This window comes from Sphingomonas sp., assembly GCA_019635535.1.
GTDB lineage: Bacteria > Pseudomonadota > Alphaproteobacteria > Sphingomonadales > Sphingomonadaceae > Allosphingosinicella.
Map to the genome: position 1 here is coordinate 1,719,572 of JAHBZH010000001.1, position 14,282 is coordinate 1,733,853.

Sequence of the window (14,282 nt, forward strand, 5' to 3'; positions counted from 1 at the left end):
CCCTGTCCGCGCTAGACATTTTCGATGGCCGAGCCCGGAGCGACGACGCAGGGAAAACGGAGCGACGCCGCGCGCCTGTTGCTGGCCGCGGCGCGCGAGCGCTTTGCCGTGGCCGCGACCGATCTGCTGCTGCCAGATCGCGCCCGGCTGACCGAATGGCAACGGCTCACCGCCTCCTCCCTGCTCAGCCGCCTCGTCGTCTCGATCGAGGACGACTTGCGGACGCGCCTCGCCCGGCGCTTTGCGGATCAGGACGCGCTCCATGCCGCTCTGTCCTCCGCCCATGTCCCGATTGCCCTGCCGATCCTGGAACGCGCCCAGGCGCTGCGCGATGCCGAGCTGACCACGATCCTGGTCCGCCGGGTCGAGGAGCACCGTTTCTGGCAGGCCGGCGCACCGGGCGGCGCCGACGATTATCTCTTCCAACTCGTGCGCGATGTCGACGAGGCGCTGGCCGCCGAAGCGATGGAGCTGGTCATCGCGCGCAGCCGCCGTTTCGACCGGTTCCAGGAACCGGTGCTCGCTCAGGTCGAGCTGCCCGCCGAGATGCAGCACAAGCTGGTCTGGATCGTCGCCGCCGCCCTGCGGCACTACATCGTCCAGCACCATCACGCGCTGGCCGTGGATGCCGCCGTCGAGGAGGCGGCGAGCGCCGCGATCGCCGGCTATGACGAGGGCGCCACGCTGGAGGCGCGGGCGCTGCAGCTCGTCCGCCACATGCACAGGACCGGGCGGCTCGACGGCGACGCGCTGGCGCGGATGATCGAAGGCGGCATGCTGCCCGTCTTTCTCGCCGGCCTCGCCACCCTGTGCGGCCTCGATCTGGCCGCCGCCTGGGAAGTGCTGTCCGATCCGCGCGGACGGGGTCCCGCCTTGCTGCTGCGCGGCGGCGGCGTGGACCGGCAGGACGCCGCGCGCATCCTGCTCGCGCTCAATGCGCGTGGGCCGTTGCTGTCCGGCGCGGAGGGCGATGCCGCCGCGTCGCAGCTCGAGCTTTACGACACGATGGACCGGCCTTCCGCGCAGGAGGTTCTGCGGCTGTGGCAGGCACATCCCGCCTATCGCGCCAGCGTCGCGCGCCTGTCCACCCGGGCGCGGACGGGAGAGGCGGCATGAGCGCCGATGCGGACGAGCGGCCGGTCACCGGCCGCGTCGATGCCGACGGGCGGCTGATCGCGGCCGATCCGCCGCTCGCCGCCTTGCACGAGCGCGCCGGCGGACGCGAAGGCGGTCCGCTATCGGTGCCGCAGATCGCCGCGCTGGCGCGGCTGGCCCGGCGGCTCGGCATCACCGTCTCGCGCGCCGCCATCGCCGCCGACGGCGATCACGACATCGACCTGTGGGTCCGCGCCGCGCCGGAAGGCGACGAGATCGCCCTGTCGATCACCGGCTGGGCCGAACGCGCAGCGCAGTCCGGAGCGCCGGCCATCGCACCGGTACGAGAGGCGGATTTCGATCGCGCCCAGGCGGACTGGACCTGGGAAACGGACGACACGCTGCGGCTGACCGCGCTGCCGGCGGCGGCCGCCACGGCGATCGGACGCCCGGCGGCCGAACTGGTCGGCAAGCAGCTCACCCGGCTGTTTCGTTTTCTGGAAGGCGCGGACGGCTCGCTTCCTATTCTCGCCGCGCTTGCGGGCCATACGCGCTTCGACGGCCAGGTCGCGGAGCTGCGGGCCGGGCGCAAGGGGCGCTACCGCCTGTCCGGCGTGCCGCTGATCGACGGCATGGGCCGCTTCGCGGGCTTTCGCGGCACTGCTTTCAGCCTGCGCGCCGGAGAGGAAGAGACGCCGGTAGCGCCGCCGCCGGATAACAAGGCGTTCGGCGAGCGACTGGACGCCGCCTTGCGCGCGCCGCTCGCCGATATCGTCGACAATGCCGAGCGGCTGCGCGCTCAGCCCGACGGGCCGCTGCGCAGCGACTATGCCGGCTATGCCGACGACATCGCGACCGCAGGGCGCCATCTGCTCGCTCTCGTCGGTGATCTGGTCGATCTCCAGGCCATCGAGCGCACCGATTTTACGCCCGAGGCGGAGGCGATCGACCTGGCCGATATCGCCCGACGTGCCGCCGGGCTGCTCGCCGTGCGCGCCGCCGACACCAAGGTGCGGATCGACGCGCCGGATGCGGACGAAATGCAGCCGGCCACCGGCGATTTCACCCGCACGCTCCAGATCCTCGTCAACCTGATCGGCAATGCGGTGCGTTACACACCGGAAGGTGGGCAGGTCTGGGTTCGGGTCGAACGGGAGGGCGATCTCGCCTTGGTCGTCGTCGCCGACCAGGGCAAGGGCATCGCGCCGGAGGATCAGGAGCGCATCTTCGGCAAGTTCGAGCGGGTGGACCCGACGGAACCGGGCGGCACCGGCCTCGGCCTCTACATCGCGCGGCGTCTCGCCCGGGCGATGGGCGGCGACCTCGGCGTGGACAGCGCGCCGGGGCAGGGCGCGCGCTTCACGCTGACATTGCCCGCAAGCTAGCCGAGCCTATCTTTCGTTCTGCGGCAGGCCGTCCGTGATATCGTAATAATCGCCTTTCTCGGCGACGAAGATATGCAGGGCGAGCTTCGTGTCCGTTGGCGCATCGAACGCGCCCATCGCGACCGCGATCTTCTCCCGTCCGGCCGCGTCCCAGAACAGCGACGAGCCGCATTGCGCGCAAAAGCCGCGCCGGACGCGCTCCGACGACTGGAACCAGGTCAGCTTGTCCGCGTCGTCTGCGATGGTCAGCGCATCGCGCGCGACGTCCGTCGAAATCCAGTAATGACCGGATTGGCGGCGGCACTGCCGGCAATGACAGGCAATGGAGGGAGGCAAAGCGTGCGCGACGGTGAACGCAACCGCGCCGCAGAGACAGCTGCCCCGGTGCATCGGATCAGCGCTTCTCCACCGGCACGAATTCGCGCTGGGCGGGGCCGGTATAAAGCTGGCGCGGGCGTCCGATCTTCTGCTCCGGATCGGCGATCATCTCGTTCCACTGCGCGACCCAGCCAACGGTGCGGGCGAGCGCGAAGAGGGCGGTGAACATCGTCGTCGGGAAGCCGATCGCATTGAGGATCACGCCCGAATAGAAATCGACGTTCGGATAGAGCTTCTTCTCGATGAAATAATCGTCGCTGAGCGCGATCCGCTCGAGCTCGCGGGCGGTGTCGAGGACGGGATCGGAGATGCCGAGATCGTCGAGCACCTCGGTCGCCGTCTTCTGCATAACCTTCGCGCGCGGATCGAAATTCTTGTAGACCCGGTGGCCGAAGCCCATCAGGCGGAACGGATCCTCCTTGTCCTTCGCGCGGGCGATATATTCCGGAATCCGCTCCGGCCGGCCGATTTCGCGCAACATGTTGAGCGCGGCCTCGTTCGCGCCGCCATGGGCCGGACCCCACAGGCAGGCGATGCCGGCGGCGATGCAGGCGAAGGGATTGGCACCCGAGGAGCCGGCGAGGCGCACCGTCGAGGTGGACGCGTTCTGCTCGTGATCGGCGTGAAGGATGAAGATGCGCCGCATCGCATTCTCGATCACCGGATTGACATCATAAGGCTCGGCCGGGACGCCGAAGGTCATGCGCAGGAAATTGCCGGTGTAGCTGAGGTCGTTCTGCGGATACATGAACGGCTGGCCGATCGAATATTTGTAGGCCATCGCCGCGATCGTCGGCATCTTCGCGATCAACCGGTGCGAGGCGATGATCCGCTGCTTGGGATCGGTGATGTCGGTCGAATCGTGGTAGAAGGCGGAAAGCGCGCCGACCACGCCGCACATGATCGCCATCGGATGCGCGTCGCGCCGGAAGCCGCGATAGAAGGTCGCGAGCTGCTCGTGCAGCATGGTGTGGCGGGTGATCGTATGGGTGAAATCGTCGAGCTCGCCCTGGTTCGGTAATTCGCCGTAGAGCAGAAGATAGGCGACTTCCATGAAGCGGGCATGTTCGGCCAGATCGTCGATCGCATAGCCGCGATGGAGCAGGATGCCGGCATCGCCGTCGATATAGGTGATTTCCGAGCGGCAGGAGGCCGTCGAGGTGAAGCCGGGATCGTAGGTGAAGACGTCGGCCTGGCCGTAAAGCTTGCGGATGTCGACGACGTCGGGACCGACCGTTCCGGACATGACCGGCGTGTCGAAGCTCTTGTCGCCGATCGTGAAGCTGGCCTTGTCCGCCATGGTCTATTCCTTCCCCATTTGGTCGGCGATCCGCGCGAGGCTTTCGTCCCGCCCGAGCAGCGCCAATACGTCGAATATGCCCGGCGATGTCGCCCGGCCGGTCAGCGCCGCCCGCAAGGGCTGCGCCACCTGGCCCAGCTTCACGCCTTCGGCCTCGGCAACCTCCCGCACCGCCTGCTCCGTCGCCTCGGCCGTCCAGTCCCCCAATGCGGCGAGCGCGGCATGGACGAGGGCGAGCAGGTCCCGCGCCGCGCCTTCTAGCAAAGCGGTGGCCTTCTCGTCCATGACCAGCGGACGCGGCTTGAACAGGAAGAGAGCGCCATCCGTCAACTCGTTGAGATCCTTGGCGCGCGGCGTCAGCTGCGGCATCGCCGCGGCGAGCAGATCGATGTCGCTGGCGTCGAGTCCGCGGCCCAGCGCGCCTTCGATCCTGTGATCGACCAAGGTGGCGAGCCGGCGCGGATCGGCCTCGCGCAGATAATGGCCGTTCAGATTTTCCAGCTTCTTCATGTCGAAGCGCGAGGGCGAACGTCCCACCTGCGGAAGATCGAACCAGCGCACGGCATCTTCGCGGGCGATGATCTCCTCGTCGCCATGCCCCCAGCCGAGCCGCAGCAGATAGTTGAACACGGATTCGGGCAACATGCCGAGCTCGTCGCGATAGGTTTCGACGCCCAGCGCACCGTGGCGTTTGGAGAGCTTGGCGCCGTCCGATCCGTGGATCAGCGGAACATGGGCATAGGTCGGCTCCGGCCAGCCCATGGCCCGGATGATGCCGAGCTGGCGGAAGGCGTTGTTGAGATGATCATCGCCCCGGATGATGTGGGTGACGCCCATGTCGTGATCGTCGACGACGACGGCGAGCATGTAGGTCGGTGTGCCGTCCGAGCGGAGCAGCACGAAATCGTCGATCTCGGCATTCTGGACGGTGACTTCGCCCTGCACCTGGTCGTGGACCGTGGCGGCGCCCTCGCGCGGCGCGCACAGGCGGACGACGAAGGGCTGGTCCTCCGGCCCGTCGTCGCGGTCGCGCCAGGGGCTGTCGATCCGGAACGGGCGCCGCGCCGCCTGCGCGGCCTCGCGCTGGGCGGCCAGCTCCTCGGCGGTCATCCAGCAGCGATAGGCGTGGCCGGCGGCGAGAAGCTGGTGCGCGACCTCGGCATGGCGCTCCGCGAATTTCGACTGGAAATACGCATCGTCGTCCCAGTCGAGGCCGAGCCATTTCATGCCGTCCAGGATCGCGTCGATCGCCGCCTGGGTGGAGCGCGCCTTGTCGGTGTCCTCGATCCGCAGCAGGAATTTGCCGCCATGACGGCGCGCGTAGAGCCAGTTGAACAAGGCGGTGCGCGCGCCGCCGATATGTAGGAAGCCGGTGGGCGAGGGCGCGAACCGGGTGACGATGGTGCTTGCGCTCACGCGGCGCTTCTCCAAGGATGGGCCGCATGGCGACCGGGGAAGGAGCGGCCCCTAGCATAGCCGATGCGCCGCGACCAAGGGCGCGCGCATTCCCATGGCCGCGCCCGGGCGGCTGGCTCGAATCCCGTTTCGACGCCGAGCGCGACCAATTGCCGCTCTGGCTGCCGGTGGGGATGCTCGCGGGCATCTCCTTCTGGTTCTGGCTGCCCACCGAATCCGGGCGAATCGCCTATATCATCGCGGCCGTCGCCGTGGCGCTCGGGCTGGCCGCCACGGCGGGCGCGAGCCGCTGGGGCCGGGCGACGGCGATCTTCGCGCTCGCCACGGCGGTTGGCGCCGCCCTGATCTGGTGGCAGGCGGAGCGGGTCGCCGCGCCCCGGCTGGAGCGGCCCGGCCTGATGACCTTCACCGCCACGGTCGAGGCCGTCCAGGCGCTCGCCGCGCCGCGCCCGGCCACCCGCCTCGTGGTCGCGCCGGAGGGCGAGGGCATGCCGGCCCGGCTGCGGGTGACGATCCGCGAGGGGCAGGAGCCGGCGGGTCTCGCGCCGGGCGCCCGGGTGCAAATCCGCGCCTGGATGATGCCGCCGGCGCCGATGGCCGTGCCGGGCGGCTATGATTTCGAGCGCGCCGCCTGGTTCCAGCGGATCGGCGGGACCGGGCGGGCGCTGGAGGTGCGCGTCGTCGCCCCGCCCGCCGCGCGCGGCTGGCAGGCCCGCTTGGCCGACTGGCGCCAGCGGCTCGCCGCCCATATCCGCGCGCGGCTCGACGGGGCGGGGCAGGGCGGCATCGCCGCCGCGCTCGCCACCGGCGACCAGCTCGGCATTCCCGAGGCGGATGCGGAGGCGATGCGCCGCTCCGGTCTCGCCCATCTGCTCTCGGTCAGCGGCCTGCACCTGACCGCCGTGGTGGGCGCGGCGATGCTGCTGACGCTGAAGCTGTTGGCGCTGAGCCCGGCGCTGGCGCTGCGGCTGCGCCTCGTGCTGATCGCGGCCGCCGTCGGGGCGCTGGCGGGGATCGCCTATACCTTGCTGACCGGCTCGGAGGTGCCGACGGTGCGCTCGTGCATCGCGGCCCTGCTGGTGCTCACCGGCATCGCGCTCGGCCGCGATGCACTCACCTTGCGGCTGGTCGCGACCGGGGCGCTGGTCGTGCTGTTCCTCTGGCCGGAATCGGCGGTGGGGGCGAGCTTTCAGATGAGCTTCGCGGCGATGGTGGCGATCGTCGCGCTGCACGAGCATCCGCGCATCCAGGCCCTGCTCTCGCGCCGCGACGAAGGCGGGCTGGCCAAGACGGGGCGCGTCCTGCTCGGCCTCGCCCTGACCGGCCTCGCGGTCGAGCTGGCGTTGACGCCGATCGCCCTGTTCCATTTCCACAAGGCGGGACTCTACGGCGCCGCTGCCAATGTGATCGCCATTCCGCTCACCACCTTCGTCATCATGCCGCTGGAGGCGCTGGCCTTGTTGTTCGATCTGGCCGGGCTGGGCACGCCTTTCTGGTGGCTGGCCGGCAAGACGCTCTCGCTGCTGCTCGGCCTCGCTCACGCCACCGCCAACGCGCCGGGCGCGGTCGCCCTGCTCCCCGCCATGCCGCGCGGGGCCTTCGCGCTGATGATCGGCGGCGGGCTGTGGCTGTGCCTGTGGCGGACAGGCTGGCGACGCTGGGGGTTGGCGCCGGTCGCGGCCGGCGCGCTCTGGGCGTTGGCGACACCCACCGCCGATCTGCTCGTCACCGATGACGGGCGCCACCTCGTGCTGCGCGGCGAGGATGGCCGCCTCGCGATATTGCGTCCGCGCGCCGGCAGCTATGTGCGCGACACTTTGGCCGAGATTTCCGGGGCGCCGCCCGATTTCCTCGATTTCGACGAATTGCCCAATGCGGCGTGCAGCGCCGACCTGTGCGCGGCGAACATCGATCGCGACGGGCGGCGCTGGCGCATCCTCGCCACCCGCAGCCGCCATTTCGTGCGCTGGGACGAGATGGTGCGCGCCTGCGCGGCGGCCGATATCGTCGTCTCCGATCGCCGCCTACCGCGCGCCTGCCAACCGCGCTGGCTGCGCGCCGATCGTGATCTGCTGCGCCGGACCGGTGGCCTCGCCATCACGTTCGGCGAACGTCTCCGAGTTGCCAGCACGGCGGCGATGAGCGGCGAACGGCCGTGGCGGACGGTTCGGCCGTTCCGGCCGCGTGGAGCGGTCAGTAGCGGCGCAGCAGCCCCGCCAGCCGGCCCTGGATCTGCACTTGCTCCGGCCGGTAGCGCTGCGGATCATATTGCCGGTTGGCCGGATCGAGCCGGATCATCTGGCCCTCGCGGCGGAAGGTCTTGAGCGTCGCTTCCTCGTCGTCGATCAGCGCGACCACGATCTCGCCGTCGCGCGCCGTCTCCTGCCGGCGGATCAGCGCATAGTCGCCGTCGAGAATGCCTTCCTCGACCATCGAATCGCCGGCCACTTCCAGCGCATAATGCTCGCCAGGGCCGAGCAACGCGGCAGGGACGGGCAATGTGTCCGTGCCCTGCAGCGCCTCGATCGGCGTGCCGGCCGCGATCCGGCCGTGCAGCGGGATGTCCAGGATGTCGTTGGCGGCGCGGGGCGGCGCAACCGGAACACTGGCGTTCGCCGCGGCGGGCCGGACGTCCGGCATCTTCAGCACCTCGAGCGCCCGCGCCCGGTTGGGCAGGCGCCGGATAAAGCCGCGCTCCTCCAGCGCCGATATGAGCCGGTGGACGCCGCTCTTCGACTTGAGATCGAGCGCCTCCTTCATTTCCTCGAACGAAGGCGAGACGCCACTCTCGGACAGCTTGGCGTTGATGTAGAGAAGCAGTTCCTGTTGCTTGCGAGTCAGCATCCGGGTTCTCCCGAAAGAACGTATACGGAACGTGTAAGGAACGCTTCGTCAGGTGTCAAGCGGCGGCGGCGAGGTTCAGGAAATTGCGCAACAGCGTATGGCCGTGCGCGCTGGCGATGCTTTCGGGATGGAACTGGACGCCGTGGATCGGCAATCCGCGGTGGCGCACGCCCTGGACGGTGCCGTCCGGCGCGGTCGCATTGACGATCAGCGCATCGGGGATGCTTTCCGGTGCCAGAATCAGCGAATGATAACGCGTCGCCGGAAAAGGCGAGGGCAGACCGGCGAAGACGCCGCTGCCGTCATGCACGATATCGGAAACCTTGCCGTGCATGATCGCCGGCGCCCGCGCGATCGCCGCGCCGAAATGCCGCCCGATCGCCTGATGGCCGAGGCAGACGCCCAGCAGGGGGCGTCGTGCCGTGGTGCAGGCCGCGACCAGATCGAGCGAAATGCCGGCCTCGTCCGGCGCGCCCGGCCCCGGCGAGATCAGGAACGCCGCCGCGCCGCTGGCCAGCGCCTCCGCGGCACTCAGCGAGTCGTTGCGCGCGACCCCTACCTCGGCGCCGATCTCCTGCAGATAGTGAACCAGGTTCCAGGTGAAGCTGTCATAATTGTCGATGACGAGGATCACCCGGCCGGGCTCATTGCTGCGCATTCCCCGACAGCCGGGCGCGCATCCGGGCGATCGCATCGGCATTGCGCTCGACCCGGCTGCGCGCCTCGACGGCGCGGGCGAATTGCTGGGCGATCTCCTCGGCGGCCGAACCGGAGAATTCGGCGCGCGTGGTGGCGATCAGCTCCGGCCGGTCGGCGGCGTTGCCGGGGGTGCGCGTCGCATGGTGGACGACGAACCAGCCCGCGTCGTTCGGTGCCGCGACAAGCCGCGCGCGGCCTTCCGGCAGGCTGAACAGGGCGAGCAGCGGCGGTGGCACCTGCTGGGCGCCCTGGCTGATCTCCAGGCGCTGCATGTTGACGGCCTGGGGTGTTGGCAGGCGTGGCTGCGCGGCGGCAAAGGCGGCGGCCGGCGCCGTGCCGCCGTTGATGCGATCGACAATGCTCTGCGCGATCTGCCGGGCGCGGACGAGGGCGCGTTCCTGCACCAATGCGGCGCGCACTTCGTTCTGGATCTGCGCCAGCGGCGGCGGCGCGGCCGGGATCACCCGCTCGACGTCAACGAGGGCGAAGCGGTTCTCGCCTTCCAGGGTTTCGATTGCGGGCTCGGGGTCGTCGGCGTCGATCTCGAATGCTGTGCGCAACAGCGGCGCGAGGCCGGGCGGGATCGACCAGACCTGGCCGGGCACCTGGCCGTTCGCGGTGATCGGCGGGGTGGTGATGAGATTGAGGCCGTTGGCGCGAGCCACTTGCTCGACGTTGGCGCCGCCGGAAATGCCTTCTTCGATGCGTTGGATCAGCACATTCATCAGGTCCGCGCTCTTGCGCTGCTCGATCGCCTGGGCGATTTCGGCCCGCACATTTTCGAGCGGGCGGGCCGCGCTGCGCTCCACCGCTTCGACGCGCACGACGTGGAAACCCAAGTCCGAACGGATCGGCCCCGCCACGGCGCCCTGTTCGGCGCCGAATGCCGCGCGCGCTACTTCGGGAGACGTCTCGCCGGCAAACTGTTCCTGGGTGCGACTGGGGAATGTGATGTCGCGCGCGCCGAAGCCGGCCTGGGAAGCGGCGTCGGCGAAACTCGTCCCGCCGCGCACCCGCTGGACGAACGCATCCGCCGTCGCCTGGTCCTGGAGCACCACCTGCTGGAGCGAGCGCGTCTGGCGCGGGCCGAACTCGGCCTGGTTGTCGCGATAATATGCGGCGATCTCGGCATCGGTCGCGCTGGCGCGCGCGGCGATCAGATCCGGGCTGATCATCGCGAAGCGGACCACGCGCCGCTCGGGAATGGAAAAGCGCGCGCGGTTACGTGTGTAATAGGCTTGAATCTCCTGCGCCGACGGCGCGATGCCTTCGGCCAGCAACTCGGCGGGAACGACGCCGATCGTACCGGTTCGACGTTCCAGCAGCAGGTTGGCATATTCGCGAGCAATGCCCTCCGGTGCGCGCGCGCCGATCGCCACCGGGCCCAGCAGCTGGCGCTGCATCAGCGAGCGGGCGAGGTCGTCGCGCAACTGGGCCTCGGTGATGTTCTGCGACTGGAGCATTTGGCGGAAGGTCGCATCGTCGAACTGGCCGGTGAAATTGCGGAAGGCCGGGATGTTGACGATCTCGCGATCGACCATGCGCTGCGAAACGACCAGGCCCTGTCTGCCGCCGAAGGCCTGGATCGCCTTGCCGATGATGAGCTGGTCGAGCATCGCATCGAACGCGCCCATCTCCAGGAAGGTCGCCATGTCGAGCGTCGGCTGCTGCTGGCGGGCCTGGGCGAACTGGCGGTTGATGAGGTCGTTGAGCTCGGTTTCGCCCACCGGCCTGCCGTCTACGCGGGCGATGCGGTCGCCGCTTCCGCCGCCGGCGAGGCCGCCCATGCCCCCCATGCCATCGGTGCCAAAGCCGGTGACGACCATCGCGCCGAGAGCGAGCGCCAATATGGCGGCCATGGTCCAGGTGCGAACTTTGCGGGAAAGGGCCATTTTTGATCCTGAAGAAGACTGTTCGGCGCGCTCAATAGAAGCAGGGCGTGGCGGGGGCAAGCTTGGCACCGGCCCGCGCGCTTGCTAGGCGCCCCATCAACCAGCAGGGAATTCGAAATGGACCTCCGCCGCAAGCTCGTCGTCGGCAACTGGAAGATGAACGGGAGCATCGCCCAGTTGGGGGAGCTTGCGGGTATCACCGAGGCTGCGCGCGAGTCGGGTGGCGTGGATGTCGGCATCTGTCCGCCCTTCACGCTTATCGCGCCCGCCGTCACCCGATCCGGCGGTCTGATGATCGGCGCGCAGGATTGCCACGCGAAAGAGAGCGGCGCCCATACCGGTTGCGTGTCCGTTGCGATGGTGAAGGAGGCAGGAGCCCGCGCCGTCATTGTCGGCCATAGCGAGCGCCGGGCGGACCAGCACGAGAAAGATGGCGAAATTCAGCTCAAGGCGGAGGCCGCGCTGGCCGGCGGGCTGCTCACGATCGTGTGCGTCGGCGAAAGCGCGGCGGAGCGCGAAGCTGGCCGCCATGTCGAGGTGGTGCGGTCGCAGCTCGCCGGTTCGCTTCCCGACAATTGGGAGGATGGCGAGCTGGTCGTCGCCTATGAGCCGGTCTGGGCGATCGGCACTGGCAAGGTCGCGACGCCCGCCGATGTCGCGGAAATGCACGCGGACATCCGCGCCGCTCTGGTCGCCCGCCATGGCGAGCGCGGCGGGCGGGTGCGCATCCTCTATGGCGGCTCGGTCAAGGCCGACAATGCCGCCGAGCTGTTTGCCGTGCCGGACGTGGACGGCGCGCTGGTCGGCGGGGCGAGCCTCACCGCCGACGCCTTCGTGCCGATCGTCGAAGCCGCCGCGCGCAGTTGAACCGACGCGCCCGATCGACTAGATCGCGCGCCGACCCTGATTTCCCTTTCGCGAAAGACCGCTCTCATGTCCGGCCTGTTCACCTTCATCCTGATCGTCCAGGCGTTCGTCGCCCTCGCGATGATCACGGTCATCCTGATGCAGCGTTCGGAAGGCGGCGGCTTCGCCGGCGGCGGCAGTCCATCGGGCCTGATGACAGCGCGCGGCGCATCGGACTTCCTCACGCGATCGACCTCGATCCTGGCGACCGTGTTCGTCGTGCTTTCGATCGTCCTGGCCGGTCTCGCCGCCAATACCGGCGGTCCGCGTACCATCGATCCGAATCTCGCCCGGCAGGCTCCGGCCGCCCCGGTCCAGCCGCAACAGCCGTTCACGCTGCCCGGCGCCGCGCCGCAGGGCGCTCCGACCGACCAGGCCCCTGCCGCGACCAATCAGGCGGGTGGCGTTCCGATCGCGCAATAAGCTTATTGACCTGCAAGCCTCGCGAGGACGGCGCAAATAAAATCGATTCGGCGGCTTGCCCGAATCCGTTCCGTCCGCTTAAGCCCATCCTCCCATGGCGCGGTTCATTTTCATCACCGGCGGCGTGGTCTCATCGCTTGGCAAGGGTCTCATGGCGGCGTCGCTCGCGGCGCTGCTGCAGGCGCGCGGCTTCAAGGTGCGGCTGCGCAAGCTCGATCCCTATCTCAACGTCGACCCGGGCACGATGTCGCCCTATCAGCACGGCGAAGTCTATGTGACGGACGACGGCGCCGAAACAGATCTCGATCTCGGCCATTACGAACGCTTCACCGGCGTGCCGGCGCGGCAGAGCGACAACGTCACCTCGGGGCGCGTCTACCAGGGCATCATCCAGCGCGAGCGGCGCGGCGACTATCTCGGCGCCACTGTCCAGGTGATCCCGCACGTCACCAACGCGATCAAGGAGTTCATCCGCGCCGATGTCGAGGACGATCTCGATTTCATGATCTGCGAGATCGGCGGCACGGTGGGCGACATCGAATCGCTGCCGTTCATCGAGGCGATTCGCCAGTTCCGCAACGAGGCGGGCAGGGGCGAGACGCTCTCCATCCACACCACGCTCGTTCCCTATCTCGCCGCGGCCGGCGAACTGAAGACCAAGCCGACCCAGCACAGCGTGCGCGAGCTCACCAGCCTGGGCATCCAGCCGGAGATCCTCGTCTGCCGCACCGAGCATCCGTTGCCCGACTCCGAGCGGGCCAAGATCGCCCTGTTCTGCAATGTGCGGACCGAGGCGGTCATCCCCGCGCTCGACGCGCCGAGCATCTATGCGGTGCCGGCGCAATATCACGCGGCGGGGCTCGATTCGGAGGTGCTGCACGCCTTCGGCATCGAAGATGCGCCGGCGCCCGATATGGCGCGCTGGGCCGATGTGCTCGACCGGTTGTTCAATCCGGAAGGGGAGGTGACGATCGGCGTCGTCGGCAAATATGTCGGCCTGCAGGACGCCTATAAGAGCCTGACCGAGGCTTTGGTCCATGGCGGCATGGCCAATCGGGTGAAGGTCAACATCAAGTGGCTCGACGCCGAACTGTTCGAGCACCCCGAGGCGGAGATCGCCGCGACGCTCGAGCCGATGCACGCCATCCTCGTCCCCGGCGGCTTCGGCACGCGAGGCAGCGAAGGCAAGATCGCCTCCGTCCAGTTCGCCCGCACCCGGGGCGTGCCGTTCTTCGGCATCTGCCTCGGCATGCAGATGGCGTGCATCGAGGCCGCGCGGAACACGGCCGGTATCGAAGCCGCCAATTCCACCGAATTCGGCGAGACGCCCGAGCCGGTCGTCGGCCTCATCACTGAGTGGATGAGCGCCGAGGGGTTGCAGAAGCGCGAGGCGACCGGCGATCTGGGCGGCACGATGCGGCTCGGCGCCTATGCGGCCAGGCTCGACGGCAACAGCGTGGTGCGCTCGATCTACGGCGCCGACACGATCAGCGAGCGGCATCGCCACCGCTACGAGGTCAACGCCCGCTATCGCGACGCGCTGGAAGGCGGCGGCCTGGTGTTCAGCGGCATGAGCCCGGACGGCGAGCTGCCCGAGATCGTCGAGCGGCCGGACCATCCCTGGTTCGTCGGCGTCCAGTTCCACCCGGAGCTGAAGTCCAAGCCCTTCGATCCGCACCCGCTCTTCGCCAGCTTCATCGAAGCGGCCGTGAAGCAGTCGCGGCTGGTCTGACGCCGAAGGCAACGGCGAAGCGACCAATTCGCCCGGCGAACCGAGCGCGACCCCGTGAAAACCCGATATTGAGGCGATCCGCCCCGGCGGCTAGCGTTATGGAACGAAACGGGTTTCTTCCCCATTTCGTGCCGGACGGGATATCAGGGGGTGAAGGCGCGTCTCCAAACCAGCGCCGATCTTCCTCCCGTCCGGATTGCGATTGCCCTGCT

11 protein-coding genes and 1 pseudogene are annotated in these 14,282 nt (G+C 68.9%); 6 read left to right on the forward strand and 6 right to left on the reverse strand.

What is annotated here, in order from left to right:
• Window positions 1-24 precede the first annotated feature (24 nt).
• Window positions 25-1,116, forward strand: coding sequence for a DUF2336 domain-containing protein (locus tag KF780_08865; GenBank protein MBX3561910.1), 1,092 nt, complete (start codon window positions 25-27; stop codon window positions 1,114-1,116).
• Window positions 1,113-2,480 (forward strand): HAMP domain-containing histidine kinase, encoded by a 1,368-nt coding sequence (locus KF780_08870; GenBank protein ID MBX3561911.1) that lies wholly within the window; start codon window positions 1,113-1,115, stop codon window positions 2,478-2,480. Before KF780_08865 ends, KF780_08870 begins: the two co-directional genes overlap by 4 nt.
• A 6-nt stretch (window positions 2,481-2,486) precedes the next feature.
• On the opposite strand, the gene KF780_08875 is transcribed toward KF780_08870, so the two are convergent.
• Genes KF780_08875 through KF780_08885 form a run of 3 tightly spaced genes read right to left on the reverse strand, consistent with a single transcriptional unit; the run spans window position 2,487 to window position 5,589 of the window.
• Window positions 2,487-2,870 carry a GFA family protein gene (locus tag KF780_08875; protein MBX3561912.1) on the reverse strand — a complete coding sequence of 128 codons (384 nt, stop codon included), beginning with the start codon at window positions 2,868-2,870 and terminating at the stop codon, window positions 2,487-2,489.
• A gap of 4 nt (window positions 2,871-2,874) precedes the next feature.
• On the reverse strand, window positions 2,875-4,158 hold the full coding sequence (locus KF780_08880) for a citrate synthase (protein MBX3561913.1): 1,284 nt from the start codon (window positions 4,156-4,158) through the stop codon (window positions 2,875-2,877).
• Window positions 4,159-4,161: 3 nt separating this feature from the next.
• A complete protein-coding gene (locus KF780_08885) occupies window positions 4,162-5,589 on the reverse strand; it encodes a glutamate--tRNA ligase (GenBank protein MBX3561914.1) in 1,428 nt (475 codons plus the stop codon).
• A gap of 11 nt (window positions 5,590-5,600) precedes the next feature.
• On the opposite strand from KF780_08885, the pseudogene KF780_08890 reads away from it, so the two are divergent.
• Window positions 5,601-7,784 (forward strand): annotated as a pseudogene (locus KF780_08890) (ComEC/Rec2 family competence protein).
• Here KF780_08890 and lexA read toward each other — a convergent pair.
• Genes lexA through KF780_08905 form a run of 3 tightly spaced genes read right to left on the reverse strand, consistent with a single transcriptional unit; the run spans window position 7,768 to window position 11,009 of the window.
• Window positions 7,768-8,418 (reverse strand): transcriptional repressor LexA, encoded by a 651-nt coding sequence (gene lexA, locus KF780_08895; protein ID MBX3561915.1) that lies wholly within the window; start codon window positions 8,416-8,418, stop codon window positions 7,768-7,770. The pseudogene KF780_08890 and the gene lexA overlap by 17 nt on opposite strands.
• Window positions 8,419-8,473: 55 nt before the next feature.
• Window positions 8,474-9,052 carry an aminodeoxychorismate/anthranilate synthase component II gene (locus KF780_08900; protein ID MBX3561916.1) on the reverse strand — a complete coding sequence of 193 codons (579 nt, stop codon included), beginning with the start codon at window positions 9,050-9,052 and terminating at the stop codon, window positions 8,474-8,476.
• Window positions 9,053-9,062: 10 nt separating this feature from the next.
• Window positions 9,063-11,009, reverse strand: coding sequence for a peptidyl-prolyl cis-trans isomerase (locus tag KF780_08905; GenBank protein ID MBX3561917.1), 1,947 nt, complete (start codon window positions 11,007-11,009; stop codon window positions 9,063-9,065).
• Between the two features lie 117 nt (window positions 11,010-11,126).
• On the opposite strand from KF780_08905, the gene tpiA reads away from it, so the two are divergent.
• The 3 genes from tpiA (at window position 11,127) to KF780_08920 (ending at window position 14,070) form a co-directional block, all read left to right on the forward strand.
• Entirely contained in the window at window positions 11,127-11,876 is a 750-nt protein-coding gene (tpiA, locus tag KF780_08910; protein ID MBX3561918.1) for a triose-phosphate isomerase, read from the forward strand.
• Window positions 11,877-11,951: 75 nt separating this feature from the next.
• A complete protein-coding gene (gene secG, locus KF780_08915) occupies window positions 11,952-12,338 on the forward strand; it encodes a preprotein translocase subunit SecG (GenBank protein MBX3561919.1) in 387 nt (128 codons plus the stop codon).
• A gap of 94 nt (window positions 12,339-12,432) precedes the next feature.
• Window positions 12,433-14,070, forward strand: a complete 1,638-nt coding sequence (locus tag KF780_08920; GenBank protein ID MBX3561920.1) for a CTP synthase — start codon at window positions 12,433-12,435, stop codon at window positions 14,068-14,070.
• Window positions 14,071-14,282 lie beyond the last annotated feature (212 nt).